Origin of the sequence: Micromonospora sp. NPDC049801 (assembly GCF_040656575.1) — a bacterium.
Lineage (GTDB): Bacteria > Actinomycetota > Actinomycetes > Mycobacteriales > Micromonosporaceae > Micromonospora.
The window spans coordinates 1-12,066 of the sequence record NZ_JBFAMS010000011.1 but is presented as its reverse complement, the minus strand read 5'-3'; the positions used below and the strand labels follow the sequence as shown (position 1 = coordinate 12,066).

Below are 12,066 nucleotides of genomic sequence, written 5' to 3'. Positions count from 1 at the left end.
GAAGCCCTCCGCCGCCTCCGGAGCGGCCCAGAGGGGCCCGGAGAGGCCCAGCGGGGCGTCTCGGCGGCCATCCACAGGTTGTGGAAAACTTCTCCACCGCCTGTGGACAACGTCGCCCGGTCCGCCCGACATTCCCGCCCGCGACCCGACCACCGCACGCGGCCCCGACGGGGTGGAAAGACGGCGACGCCGGCCCGGAGGAAGCTCCGGCCCGGCGTCGGTGTCGCCCCGCGGTGGCCGCCGCCACCGCTGCGCTGAACGAGATCAGCGCTTGGCGTGGAACTCGTCGACGATCTCCTGCGGAATACGACCGCGGTCCGAGATGTCCTTGCCGGCCTTCTTGGCCCAGTCCCGGATCGCCTTGTTCTGCTCCCGGTCGGCGGTGGCGCCACCGCGACCGCGGGCGGCCCGCCCACCGATCACCACGCCACCCCGACCAACCTTGGTGCCGGCACCCACGTACGGCGCGAATACGTCGCGCAATTTCGCGGCGTTGGCGCCGGACAGGTCGATCTCGTACTGAACGCCGTCGAGCGCGAACTTGACGGTCTCGTCCGCGTCCCCGCCGTCCAGGTCATCGACCAGCTTGTGAATGATCTGCTTGGCCACGTCCCACATTCCTTTCGAGCAGGGCGCTCCTGCTAATGAGAGCACAATAACCCCCGTGCTGCTCGCCCCGTCAATAGGATGCCGTTACGACTCGCTGGGAGTCGGCGGACGACTACTCCGGGCGGACCAACGGGAAGAGGATCGTTTCCCGAATTCCGAGGCCGGTCAGGGCCATCAACAGGCGGTCGATTCCCATTCCCATACCCCCGGCGGGAGGCATTCCGTACTCCATGGCCCGGAGAAAGTCCTCGTCGAGACGCATCGCCTCGTCGTCGCCCCGGGCCGCGAGCTGCGCCTGGGCGACCAGCCGTTCCCGCTGCACCACGGGGTCGACCAGCTCGGAGTAGCCGGTGCCCAGCTCGAAACCGAGGACGTAGAGGTCCCACTTCTCGGCCAACCCCGGCTCGCTGCGGTGCGCCCGGGTGAGCGGGCTGGTCTCCTCCGGGTAGTCGCGTACGAAGGTGGGCGCCTGCAGGCCGGGGACGACCAGTTCCTCGAACAACTCCTCGGCCAGCTTGCCCGGGCCCCACTTCGGGTCCACGGCCAATCCCACCTTGTCCGCGTACTCGACCAGCCGAGCGTGTTCGGTACGGACCGTGACCTCCTCGCCGAGCGCCTCGGAAAGGACCCCGAACAGCGACACCGATCGCCACTCGCCGCCCAGGTCGAACTCCCGCCCGTCGGCGTGGGTCACCACCGTCGAGCCGCTCACCGCGATCGCCGCCTGTTGCACGAGATTGCGGGTCAACTCGCCGATCGTGTCGTAGTCCCCGTACGCCTGGTAGGTCTCCAGCATCGCGAACTCCGGCGAGTGCGAAGAGTCGACACCCTCATTACGGAAGTTGCGGTTGATCTCGAAGACGCGATCCACGCCACCGACGACGGCGCGCTTCAAAAACAGTTCCGGCGCGATTCGCAGATACAGATCGGTGCTCAACGCATTGCTGTGGGTCACGAACGGTCGGGCCGCCGCACCACCATGCAGGAGTTGCAGCATCGGAGTTTCCACCTCGATGAAACCCTGACCGTGCAGTGAATCGCGCAGGCTGCGTACCGCCGCCGCGCGGGTACGGACCATCTGCCGGGCCTGCGGGCGGACGATCAGGTCCACGTAGCGCTGCCGGACCCGCGCCTCCTCGGAGAGCGGCTTGTGCGCCACCGGCAACGGCCGCAGCGCCTTGGCGGTCATCTCCCAGCGCTGCGCCAGCACCGACAGCTCGCCCCGGCGGCTGGTGATCACCTCGCCGGTCACGCCGACGTGGTCACCCAGGTCGACGAGGCGCTTCCAGGCCTCCAGCCGCTCCGCGCCGACCCGGTCGAGGGAGAGCATCGCCTGCAACTCCGTGCCGTCGCCGTCCCGCAGGGTCGCGAAGCAGAGCTTCCCCGTGTTGCGTACGAAGATCACCCGGCCGGTGACCGAGACCTCGTCGCCGGTGGCGGTGTCGGTGGGCAGCTCGGCGTAGCGGGTACGGATCTCGGCCAGCGTGGTGGTCCGCGGGAAACCGACCGGGTAGGGCTCGACGCCCTCGGCGAGCATCCGGTCCCGCTTCTCCCGGCGGACCTTCATCTGCTCGGGAAGGTCGTCGGCGGGGTCCACTGGCACGGCGTTCTGCTCGCTCACGGCACGCTTCCTCGTCACGGGAGATACAGGGGGTCAGGCCCGAGCGTACTCAAGCGCTCCGGGGGCCGTTACCGGATACTGCCCGTCATGGTCGATCCCACTCACGCCCTCTCCTTCGGTGCCGCGGCGAGCGATTACGACCGGTTCCGACCCACCTATCCCGCCGCGGCGCTCCGGTGGGCCCTCGACGGCCTGGGCGAGGGCGGGCAGGTTGTCGACCTGGGGGCCGGCACCGGCATCCTGACGCGCGCCGTGCAGGCTCTGGGCTTCCACGTCGTACCCGTGGAGCCTGATCCGGGGATGCGGACGCAACTCGCGGTCTCCACGCCGGGCACGACGGCGCTGGCGGGCAGCGCGGAGGCCGTGCCGCTGCCCGACGGCGTGGCGGACGCGGTGCTGGTGGGGACGGCGTACCACTGGTTCGACCGGGAGCCCGCGCACGCCGAGATCGCCCGGGTGCTGCGCCCCGGCGGCCTCTTCGCCCCCATCTGGAACATCCGGGACGACAGCGTCGAATGGGTGGCGGAGCTGGGCAGGATCGCCCACCTCGACGACAAGTCGGCCGAGCTGGTCCAGCACAACACCGACTTCGGAAACGGGTTCACGGCCGTCGAGGCGCGCGAGTTCGGGCACCGCACGGTCCTCACCCCGGACGAGGTGCTGGGCATGATCCGCACCCGTTCGTACTGGCTCACCGCCTCGGCCGACGATCAGCGGCGGGTCGCGCGCGAGCTGGCCGACCTGCTGGACAGCCACCCCGCCCTGGCCGGCCGGGAAACCGTCGAGCTGCCGTACCGGACGTTGGTGCTGCGCGCCCGACGCCGCTGACCGGTCAGAGGTTGCGCTCGTAGACCATCCGCAGGCCGATCAGCGTGATCATCGGCTCGTGGTGGGTGAGGCTGCGACATTCGTTCATCACCAGGGAGGCGAGGCCGCCGGTGGCGATCACCGCCCGCACCTCGCCCAACTCCTCGGTCATCCGCTCGACGATCCGGTCCACCTGCCCGGCGAAGCCGAAGTACAGGCCGGACTGGAGGCACTCCACGGTGTTCTTGCCGATCACCGAGCGGGGCTTGGTGGCCTCGACCTTGCGGAGCTGGGCAGCACGGGCGGCCAGCGCGTCGAAGGAGATCTCGATGCCCGGGGCGAACGCCCCGCCCAGAAACTCGCCCCGGCCGCTGATCACGTCGAAGTTGGTGGTGGTGCCGAAGTCCACAACGATCGACGGCCCGCCGTAGAGGGTGAACGCCGCAAGCGTGTTCACCACCCGGTCGGCGCCCACCTCCTTCGGGTTGTCGATCGCCAACTGCACCCCGGTCCGCACGCCCGGCTCGACGATCACGCTCGGCAGGTCGGCGTAGTAGCGGCCCAGCATGGTCCGCAGCGAGCGCAGCGCCGCCGGCACCGTGGAGCAGGCGGCCACGCCGGTGATCTCGACGTTGTCCCCGGCGAGCAGGCCCCGGAACATCAGGCCCAGCTCGTCCGCCGTCGAGCGGGCATCGGTCTTGATCCGCCAGGAGTGCACCAGCTTGTCGCCGTCGAAGGTCGCCAGCACGGTGTTGGTGTTTCCGATGTCGATGCAGAGCAGCACTGTCGCAGCCTAGACAACTACTCGGTGCGCAGGTCCATCGCGATGTCCAGGATCGGCGACGAGTGGGTCAACGCGCCCACCGAGAGGAAGTCGACACCGGTGGCCGCGTAGCGGGCCGCCACCTCCAGGGTCAGCCCGCCGGTGGCCTCCAGCTCCGCCCGGTCGCCCACCGCGGCCACCGCCTCGGCCAGCAACTCCGGAGTCATGTTGTCGCAGAGCAGGAAGTCGGCCCCCGCCTCCACCGCCTCCACGGCCTCGGCGACGGTGGTCACCTCGACCTGCACCGGCACCTCCGGGAACGACTCCCGGACCCGCCGGTACGCCGCCGTGATGCCGCCGGCCGCCAGCTTGTGGTTGTCCTTGATCATGGCCACGTCGTAGAGGCCCATCCGCTTGTTGGTGCCGCCGCCGGCCCGCACCGCGTACTTCTCCAGCGCCCGTAGGCCCGGCGTCGTCTTGCGGGTGTCCAGCACCATCGCCTTCGTGCCGGCCAGCGCGTCCGCCCAGGCCCGGGTGTGGGTGGCCACCCCGGACATCCGGCAGAGCAGGTTCAGCGCCGTCCGCTCGGCCGTCAGCAGCAACCGGGTCGGGCCGGCCACCGTCGCCAGCACGTCGCCGCGGGCCACCCGCTCGCCGTCGCGGGCCGACATCGACACCTCGACGGTACGACCGAAGCCCGTCACCTCGCCCACCAGCTCGAACACGGCGGCGGCCACCGCCAGCCCGGCCACCACACCGTCGGCGCGGGCCACCAGGTCGGCGGTGTCGGTCTGCTCGGCCGGGATGGTCGCCACGCTGGTCACGTCCAGGAAATCGGGCCCCAGATCCTCGACCAGTGCGGTCTCGACCACCCGACGTACCTGGTCCGGGTCCAGTCCGGCCGTCCGCAACGCCACCCGAGTCGACTCGATCATGAATTTTCCTCCCACTGCTGCGTCACCGCGCCCTGCGCCCCGACCGACCCGACGAGGTGGCCCCGCCACCGCTCGTCGGCCGTCGGGAAGTCCTCCCGCCAGTGGCACCCTCGCGTCTCGGCGCGCGCGTACGCCGCCGTGACGAGCGTCGACGCCACCGTGAGCAGGTTCGTCGCCTCCCAGTCGGCGGTCCGGGGTCGACCCCGCGCCGCGCCCAGCTCCGTGAGCGTCGCAGCCGTCCCGGCCAGTGTCGCGGCCGAGCGCAGCACCCCGGCGCCACGCGTCATCGCCCGCTGCAGGGTCGGCGTCGCCTCGGCCGGCACCACCCAGCCCGCACCCCCGCGCCACGCGCCGACGTCCGCCGGCTGGGCCTGCTCGGGCAGGCCGGCCGCGATGTCGTCGGCGATCCGCCGGGAGAACACCAGCCCCTCCAGCAGCGAGTTGCTGGCCAACCGGTTCGCGCCGTGCACGCCCGTGCAGGCGACCTCGCCGCAGGCGTACAGACCGGGGATCGACGTGCGGCCCCGCAGGTCGGTGCGGACCCCGCCGGAGGCGTAGTGGGCGGCCGGAGCGACCGGAATGAGGTCGGCGGCCGGGTCCACGCCGATCGCCAGGCAGGACGCCACGATGGTCGGGAAGCGCGCGGCCAGGAAGTCGCCGCCCAGGTGCCGGGCGTCGAGGAAGACGTGGTCCGCGCCGCTGGCCAGCAGCACCCGGTGGATGCCCTTGGCCACCACGTCCCGGGGGGCCAGCTCGGCCAGCTCGTGCTGGCCCACCATGAACCGCTTGCCGTCGCCGTCCACCAGGTACGCGCCCTCGCCGCGCAGCGCCTCGCTGACGAGCGGCTGCTGCGCGTGCCCGGCGCCGGGCACCCCGCCGCCGGAGGGGGTGATCAGCGCGGTCGGATGGAACTGCACGAACTCGACGTCGGTCACCGCCGCGCCGGCCCGCAGCGCCAGCGCCACCCCGTCGCCCGTGGAGACCGCCGGGTTGGTGGTGGCCGCGAAGACCTGCCCCATCCCGCCGGTGGCCAGCACCACCGCCCGGGCCAGCAACGCGCCCACGCCGTCCTCGCTGCCCTCACCGAGCACGTGCAGGGTGATCCCGCAGGCCGGGCCGAGGCCGTCCGGGCCGTCACCGGGCGCGCGCAGCAGATCCAGCACGAGGGCGTGCTCGACCAGCCGGATCCACGGGTCGCGTTGCACCGCGGCGTGCAGGGCCCGCTGCACCTCCGCGCCCGTCGCGTCGCCGCCCGCGTGCACGATCCGGTCCGCCCGGTGCCCACCCTCGCGGGTCAACATCAGCGAGCCGTCCGGATGGCGGTCGAACTCGGCGCCGATCCGCATCAGCTCCCGCAGCCGGGTCGGCCCCTCCTCGACGAGGACCCGGACGGCCGCCGGGTCGCAGAGCCCCACACCGGCGATCTCGGTGTCCCGCGCGTGCGCCGCCGGCGTGTCCGCCGGGTCGAGCACCGCCGCGATGCCGCCCTGCGCCCACCGGGTCGAGCCGTCATCGATGTTGACCTTGGTGACGACGGTGACGTGCAGGCCCGCCTCCCGCAGGTGCAGCGCGGCGGTCAGCCCCGCCACCCCGGACCCGACCACGATCACGTCGGTGGTCTCCACCCAGCCGGGCTCGGGCGCGGCCAGCAGTCTGGGCAGGGCCGGCAGGTCGACGGTCGGAAGGTCCATCCCACCAGTCAACCCGAACGATCCTCGCCCGGGGCGGCGGGGGCTCAACGAGTGGTTTGGGCAACCCCGTCCGATCGGGACCGCGCCGAGCCGCTCACTTCGTCCGCACCGGCAGGCCGGCCGGACCCGCGCCCTTCAACGACGCGGTGACCGTACGGTCGCTCAACCACAGGTAACAGCGGACCCCCCGGTCACCGACACGCCAGCGCCCCGCGCCGGGCGGGCGCACCACGACCCCGCTGCGGAACCGCAGGTCGGAGTCGTCCGGCACACCCACGTAGCGGCCGAGCACGCTGCGACAGCCGTCGTAGAGGGGCGCCCAGTCGGCGTTCTTGGCCGGGTACGGCTTGTCCGGCGCGCGCCACACCCCGACGAACTCGGCGTCGTGCCGGCCGGCGCACTCCACCGGGACCAGCGTCTGCACACCGCGTCCCGCCCCGGCGCGGGTCTGCTGACAGCCCAACCGCAGCCCGCTGGCCCCCTTCAACGCGTTCCGCAGGCTGCCCGAGCGAACCACCACCGTGGCCGCCGTCTCGACCGTGGTCAACTCGGTGAGGTCGCACCGGTACCAGCGGGCGCCGGCCGTCCAACCCGGCCCGGAGGGCAGCGCCACCGACAGCCGCAGTCGCCCGGCCCGCCAGTCGTCGCCCACGTACGCAGAGGCCCGGGTGTCGCACTCGGCGAACGCGCCGCGCAACTCCACCGAGCCGGTGGCCGGCGCGGCGGGCCGTTCGGTGGGGAACGCCCCCACGTGCACGGTCTCCACCCGGTGCGGGCCGGCGCAGTCGATCGGCTGGTACGCGGCCAGCGTGACCACCTCGACGAAGTCGGCGGCCTGGCACACCCCGGCGGCCGGCGTGAAGGCCGTGGCGGGCGGCAACGCGGCCCAGTCGTCGGTCAGGTCGCCGTCGAGCCCACCGGAGGTGGCACAGCCCACCAGCAACACTGCCGTGACGGCAGTGGCGAACAGGGTCGTCATGGCACGGCGCATCGCGGCCTCCCCCAGCCACCTACCGGCTTCCGCCAGCGTGCCCAGGGTAACCGGAAATGACCTTCCGGTGACAGACCGGAATCTCCGCGCGCGAGATCAGACTCCGGACAGCGCGAGCGGGTTGGGTACCGGGTCACCGGCCGTGCCCGGCGCTGCCGTCGCCGGATCGGTGCCCAGCTCGACCACCCGGTTGTCGGCGTCCACGTGCACCACCCGCGGCCGGTACGACCGGGCCTCGGCGTCGTCCAGCTGCGCGTACGAGATCAGGATGACCAGGTCACCGGGGTGTACGAGGTGCGCGGCAGCACCGTTGATGCCGATCACGCCGCTGCCCCGCGCACCCGGGATGACGTACGTCTCCAGTCGGGCGCCGTTAGTGATGTCCACGATCGCGACCTGCTCGCCGGGAAGCAGGTCGGCGGCGTCGAGCAGGTCCTCGTCCACCGTCACCGAACCGACGTAGTGCAGGTCGGCCTGGGTCACCGTGGCGCGGTGGATCTTCGACTTGAGCATGGTCCGCAGCATCGGACTGGCCTTTCGCAAAGGGTGGTGGGGGTACGGACGAGGTCAGGGACGAGGAGCGAGACGGATTGCCGCGTTGTCGATCAACCGGGTGGTGCCCACCCAGGCGGCGATCACCAGGCGGGCCGGCCCGGACACCGGCCCGGGCTCCAGCTCGGGATCGGTGAGCACCAGGTAGTCGAGCTGGGCCCCGGGCGTACCGGCGCCGAACGCGGCGTGCGCGGCGGTCAGCACCTCGCCCGCGTCCAGGCCGTCGTCGGCGGCCCGGGCCCCCGCCCGCAGCGCGGCGGACAGGCTCAGCGCCGCCGCGCGCTCGGGCTCGCTCAGGTAGCGGTTGCGGCTGGACAGCGCCAACCCGTCCGGCTCCCGGACCGTCGGTACGCCGATCACCTCGACCGGGACGTCCAGGTCCCGGGTCATCCGCCGGACCAGGGTGAGCTGCTGGTAGTCCTTCTCGCCGAAGAACGCCAGGTGGGGGCGCGTGAGCTGGAGCAGCTTCAGGACCACCGTGAGGACACCGTGGAAGAAGCCGGGACGGCTCGCGCCCTCCAACTCGGCGCCGAGCTGCCCCGGGTCCAGCCGTACCCGAGGCTGACCGTCCGGATACATGTCGGCCACCGACGGAGCGAAGACCAGGTCGGCGCCGGCCCGCCGGCACACCTCCAGGTCGGCGTCGAGGGTGCGCGGATAGCGGTCGAAGTCCTCGTTCGGCCCGAACTGCAACGGGTTCACGAAGCTCGTCACCAGGACGTGGTCGGCCTGTTCCCGGGCCGCGCGCAGCAGCGTCTCGTGCCCCTCGTGCAGGGCACCCATGGTCATCACCACGCCGACGGTGCCCTTCAGGGCGCCCCGGGCCTCGTTCAGCTCGGCACGGGTATGCACCACCTGCGTCATGCCGCCACCTCCCGATCCGTCCCGGCGAGCACCCCGAGCAGCGACTGCGCGTCCACCGGTCGTAGCCGGCCGGCGGCGATCGCCCGGTCGGCCGTACGCCGGGCCAGCGCCAGGTAGGCGGGGACCGACTCCGGCGCGGTGGCGGTCAGCCGGGCCAGGTGCCGCTCGACCGTGCCCGCGTCGCCCCGGGAGACCGGACCGGTCAGCGCGTCGTCGCCGAGGCGTAGCGCGTTCTCCAGAGCGGCCCGCAGCAGCGGAGCGAGCACCTTCTCCGGACGGGCCACCCCGGCGTCACGCAGCCGGTCGGTCGCCTCGTTCACCAGGGTCACCAGGTGGTTCGCACCGTGCGCGAGCGCGGCGTGGTACAGCGGGCGGTCCGCCTCGGCCACCCACTCGGGGACACCGCCCAGGTCGGTGACGAGCCGGGCGGCCAGCGGGCGCAGGTCGGCCGGGGCCGTGACCCCGTACGAGATTCCGTCGAGGCGGGCCAGGTCGTCCGGCGTACCGGTGAAGGTCATGGCGGGGTGCAGGGCCAGCGGCCGGACGCCGAGCGCGGCGGCCGGCGCCAGCACGGCCAGACCGTGCGCGCCGGAGGTGTGCGCGACCACCTGACCCGGGCGCAGGGCGCCACGCTGGGCGAGATCGGCGACCACCTCGGCCAGCGCGTCGTCCGGCACGGCGATCAGCAGCAGGTCGGCGGCGACGCGGGCGACGGAGGTGACCGGGCGGCGGGGCACGTCGGGCAGCAGCAGCGCGAGGCGGGCGCGACTGGCCCCGGATTCACCGGCGACGGCGGCCACGTGATGCCCGGCGGCGGCGAGCGCCGCGCCCAGCACGGCCCCGACGCGGCCCGCGCCGACGACACCGACGGTGAGTGGGCGGGAGGTGGCGCGGGCGCCGGTGTCGGCGCGATCCCACGACCCGGCAGGCCCGTGGGGGGCGGCCGGACGCGGGCGCAACGGTGCGCTCATGACGACGATCCAGTCCTCGAGAAGGGGTACCGGTCGATCGCAAGTATGCGCCCGGCTCGCCGAACCGGGACAAGCATGTGTGAAAACCTTCACCACCCCGGCACGGCGGGCAGATCGTGGGCAGTTCCGTTAGCGGCTAACGGAAACCGTCCACGATCTGTTGAACCGAGCCCGAGGGTGACGTGATCGCACGCAGTTCGGCGGCCACCTCGGCGATCAGGTCGCTGAGCGAGGCGTCGCTGCCGGGCGCGATCCAGCGGGCGTACGCGACCCGGAAGACCGTGGCACCCGACACGGTGGCCAGGGTGGCCGTGGTCTCGGCGAAGCCCTTGGCGCGGAGGGCGGCGGTGACCGCGGCAACCAGCGAATCCGTCTTGCGCAGTTCGCGCTCCCGGAGCTCCGGACTGCTCTCGATGATGGCCTGTCGGGCCCGGACGAGTTCCAGGCGGTCGGCGAAGACCTCCTCGGCCACCCGACCGAAGGCCGCCACCACCGCGTCGAAGGGTCCGGCGTCCAGCTCTGCCACCGCCTTGACCAGCACCTCTTCCAGGTGCCGGCTGCCGCTGAACAGGGCTTCGCGTTTGTCGCCGAAGAGTCGGTAGAAGGTGCGCTTGTCGAGACCGGCCCGCTCGGCGATGTCGGCGACGGTGGTCTGGTCGAAGCCGCGCTCCCGGAACAGCTCGAAGGCGGCCGCCTCCAGGCGGCCACGGGCGTCGGGTTGCCAGCGAGCCATGCCCCGATGGTATCCGATGTCACATTGCGACATTGCTGCGCTTGGCGATGTCGCACGATGACATCAGGCGCGGTACGGTGATGTCGCAATGTGACATCGGCACTCACGAAGGACCCACCATGCGCGTATTCGTCACCGGCGCCTCCGGCCACCTCGGCTCGGCGGTCGTACCGGAACTGCTCTCCGCCGGGCACCACGTCGTCGGCCTGGCCCGCTCGGACACCTCCGCCGCCGCCATCGAGAAGCTCGGCGGCGAGGCCCGCCGGGGCGACCTGTCCGACCTCGACGTGCTCCGCGACGAGGCGGCCGCCTCCGACGGAGTGATCCACCTGGCGTTCCGCCACGACCTCATGCTCAACGGCGACCTCGCCGGCGCGGCCTCGGTCGACCTGGACGCCCTCACGGCACTCGCCGACGGCCTGGCCGACTCCGGCAAGCCCCTGGTCGGCACGAGTGGCACCGCCATGCTGGTGATGGGCGGCATCGTCGGTCGCCCCGGCACCGAGCGGGACACCTTCCCGGGCGGCGGCTACCGGATCGACGCGGAGAACTTCGTGGTCGGCCTCGCCTCCCGTGGAGTGCGCTCCTGCGTCGTCCGCCTCGCGCCCACGGTGCACAGCTCACTCGACCGGTACGGCTTCATCGCCGCCATCATCGCGAGCGCCCGACAGCACGGGTACGCCGCGTACGTCGGCGACGGGGCCAACCGGTGGCCGGCCGTGCACACGCTGGACGCGGCCGTGTTGTACCGACTCGCCCTGGAGAAGGCGCCGGCCGGCGCACGCCTGCACGGCACCGCCGATGAAGGAGTCTCCTTCCGGCAGCTCGCCGAGACGATCGGCCGCAACCTCGACATCCCGGTCCGGAGCATCGACGCCGACGAGGCGGGCGAGTACTTCGGCTTCCTGGAACGATTCGCGCAGATGGACAACCCGACCTCGTCCACCGTCACCCGCGACCTGCTGGGCTGGACCCCGACCCACCCCGGGCTGATCGCCGACCTCGACGAGGGGCACTACTTCCGGGCGTGAACCCGCACGGCCGCGCGACGGGGATCGCAAGCCGGCACCGGACCGGTGGCCGTAGGGTCGGCACGGTGACGCCCTCCGCACTCCGCACTCGCTGATGCCGATCCCGTGGCGGGACGCGATGAGCCAGGCCCTCTACGGGCCGGACGGCTTCTTCGTGGCCGGCACCGGACCGGCCGACCACTTCCGGACCAGCGTGCACGCCTCCCCCGCCTTCGCCACCGCGCTGCTGCGCCTCCTCGCGCAGGTCGACTCCGCCCTCGGCCATCCACCACGGCTGGACGTGGTCGACGTCGGGGCTGGGCGCGGGGAGCTGCTGCTAGCCCTGCGCCGCCTTGTCGCGTCCGAAGACGCCACCGGGGCTTCCGGGAAGCCCGCCGACTCCGTCGAGCTTGCGGTCGGGGTTTCCGGGGAGCCCGCCCACTCCGGGCGGTCAGGCTTGATCCCTGCGTGGGCGGGCTCGGCCACCGTGACTTCGCCAGGCTCGCCGTGGCCACCCCC

At 72.5% G+C, this 12,066-nt stretch carries 12 protein-coding genes and 1 pseudogene; 3 read left to right on the top strand and 10 right to left on the bottom strand.

Annotated elements, in window-relative coordinates:
* Positions 1-264: 264 nt before the first annotated feature.
* Together AB0I89_RS20040 and lysS are read right to left on the bottom strand one after the other, a co-directional pair.
* Complete coding sequence (locus tag AB0I89_RS20040) at positions 265-609, bottom strand: Lsr2 family protein (protein ID WP_355051005.1); 345 nt, start codon at positions 607-609, stop codon at positions 265-267.
* A gap of 112 nt (positions 610-721) precedes the next feature.
* The gene (lysS, locus tag AB0I89_RS20035) at positions 722-2,230 is read right to left on the bottom strand and encodes a lysine--tRNA ligase (protein ID WP_357128648.1); all 1,509 of its coding nucleotides are present in this window, start codon (positions 2,228-2,230) and stop codon (positions 722-724) included.
* Between the two features lie 87 nt (positions 2,231-2,317).
* On the opposite strand from lysS, the gene AB0I89_RS20030 reads away from it, so the two are divergent.
* Complete coding sequence (locus AB0I89_RS20030) at positions 2,318-3,058, top strand: class I SAM-dependent methyltransferase (RefSeq protein ID WP_357128645.1); 741 nt, start codon at positions 2,318-2,320, stop codon at positions 3,056-3,058.
* Between the two features lie 4 nt (positions 3,059-3,062).
* Here AB0I89_RS20030 and AB0I89_RS20025 read toward each other — a convergent pair whose 3' ends face one another.
* The 8 genes from AB0I89_RS20025 to AB0I89_RS19990 form a co-directional block, all read right to left on the bottom strand.
* Positions 3,063-3,821, bottom strand: coding sequence for a type III pantothenate kinase (locus AB0I89_RS20025; RefSeq protein ID WP_357128642.1), 759 nt, complete (start codon positions 3,819-3,821; stop codon positions 3,063-3,065).
* A gap of 17 nt (positions 3,822-3,838) precedes the next feature.
* Positions 3,839-4,735, bottom strand: coding sequence for a carboxylating nicotinate-nucleotide diphosphorylase (gene nadC, locus AB0I89_RS20020; protein WP_357128639.1), 897 nt, complete (start codon positions 4,733-4,735; stop codon positions 3,839-3,841).
* Positions 4,732-6,426 (bottom strand): L-aspartate oxidase, encoded by a 1,695-nt coding sequence (locus AB0I89_RS20015; protein ID WP_357128636.1) that lies wholly within the window; start codon positions 6,424-6,426, stop codon positions 4,732-4,734. The genes nadC and AB0I89_RS20015 overlap by 4 nt, the downstream gene beginning before the upstream one ends.
* 94 nt (positions 6,427-6,520) lie before the next feature.
* Positions 6,521-7,417, bottom strand: a complete 897-nt coding sequence (locus AB0I89_RS20010; protein ID WP_357128633.1) for a septum formation family protein — start codon at positions 7,415-7,417, stop codon at positions 6,521-6,523.
* A 96-nt stretch (positions 7,418-7,513) separates the two neighbouring features.
* Positions 7,514-7,942 (bottom strand): aspartate 1-decarboxylase, encoded by a 429-nt coding sequence (gene panD / locus AB0I89_RS20005; protein WP_357128630.1) that lies wholly within the window; start codon positions 7,940-7,942, stop codon positions 7,514-7,516.
* Positions 7,943-7,984: 42 nt separating this feature from the next.
* On the bottom strand, positions 7,985-8,833 hold the full coding sequence (gene panC / locus AB0I89_RS20000) for a pantoate--beta-alanine ligase (protein ID WP_357128628.1): 849 nt from the start codon (positions 8,831-8,833) through the stop codon (positions 7,985-7,987).
* Positions 8,830-9,804, bottom strand: a complete 975-nt coding sequence (locus AB0I89_RS19995; RefSeq protein ID WP_357128625.1) for a Rossmann-like and DUF2520 domain-containing protein — start codon at positions 9,802-9,804, stop codon at positions 8,830-8,832. Before AB0I89_RS19995 ends, panC begins: the two co-directional genes overlap by 4 nt.
* A gap of 136 nt (positions 9,805-9,940) precedes the next feature.
* Entirely contained in the window at positions 9,941-10,537 is a 597-nt protein-coding gene (locus tag AB0I89_RS19990) for a TetR family transcriptional regulator (RefSeq protein WP_357128622.1), read from the bottom strand.
* Positions 10,538-10,656: 119 nt separating this feature from the next.
* On the opposite strand from AB0I89_RS19990, the gene AB0I89_RS19985 reads away from it, so the two are divergent.
* Both AB0I89_RS19985 and AB0I89_RS19980 read left to right on the top strand, forming a co-directional pair.
* Positions 10,657-11,568: an SDR family oxidoreductase gene (locus AB0I89_RS19985; RefSeq protein WP_357128619.1), complete on the top strand. Its 912-nt coding sequence runs from the start codon at positions 10,657-10,659 to the stop codon at positions 11,566-11,568.
* Positions 11,569-11,662: 94 nt separating this feature from the next.
* Positions 11,663-12,066 (top strand): annotated as a pseudogene (locus AB0I89_RS19980) (hypothetical protein); the annotation flags it as partial.

What these genes read in the sequence shown, in the direction of transcription:
- AB0I89_RS20030 (WP_357128645.1), top strand. Translation starts at nt 2,318, where the DNA reads ATGGTCGATCCCACTCACGCCCTCTCCTTCGGTGCCGCGGCGAGCGAT.
- AB0I89_RS20010 (WP_357128633.1), bottom strand. Translation starts at nt 7,417, where the DNA reads ATGCGCCGTGCCATGACGACCCTGTTCGCCACTGCCGTCACGGCAGTG.
- nadC (WP_357128639.1), bottom strand. Translation starts at nt 4,735, where the DNA reads ATGATCGAGTCGACTCGGGTGGCGTTGCGGACGGCCGGACTGGACCCG.
- AB0I89_RS19985 (WP_357128619.1), top strand. Translation starts at nt 10,657, where the DNA reads ATGCGCGTATTCGTCACCGGCGCCTCCGGCCACCTCGGCTCGGCGGTC.
- panC (WP_357128628.1), bottom strand. Translation starts at nt 8,833, where the DNA reads ATGACGCAGGTGGTGCATACCCGTGCCGAGCTGAACGAGGCCCGGGGC.
- AB0I89_RS20015 (WP_357128636.1), bottom strand. Translation starts at nt 6,426, where the DNA reads ATGGACCTTCCGACCGTCGACCTGCCGGCCCTGCCCAGACTGCTGGCC.
- panD (WP_357128630.1), bottom strand. Translation starts at nt 7,942, where the DNA reads ATGCTGCGGACCATGCTCAAGTCGAAGATCCACCGCGCCACGGTGACC.
- AB0I89_RS19995 (WP_357128625.1), bottom strand. Translation starts at nt 9,804, where the DNA reads ATGAGCGCACCGTTGCGCCCGCGTCCGGCCGCCCCCCACGGGCCTGCC.
- AB0I89_RS19990 (WP_357128622.1), bottom strand. Translation starts at nt 10,537, where the DNA reads ATGGCTCGCTGGCAACCCGACGCCCGTGGCCGCCTGGAGGCGGCCGCC.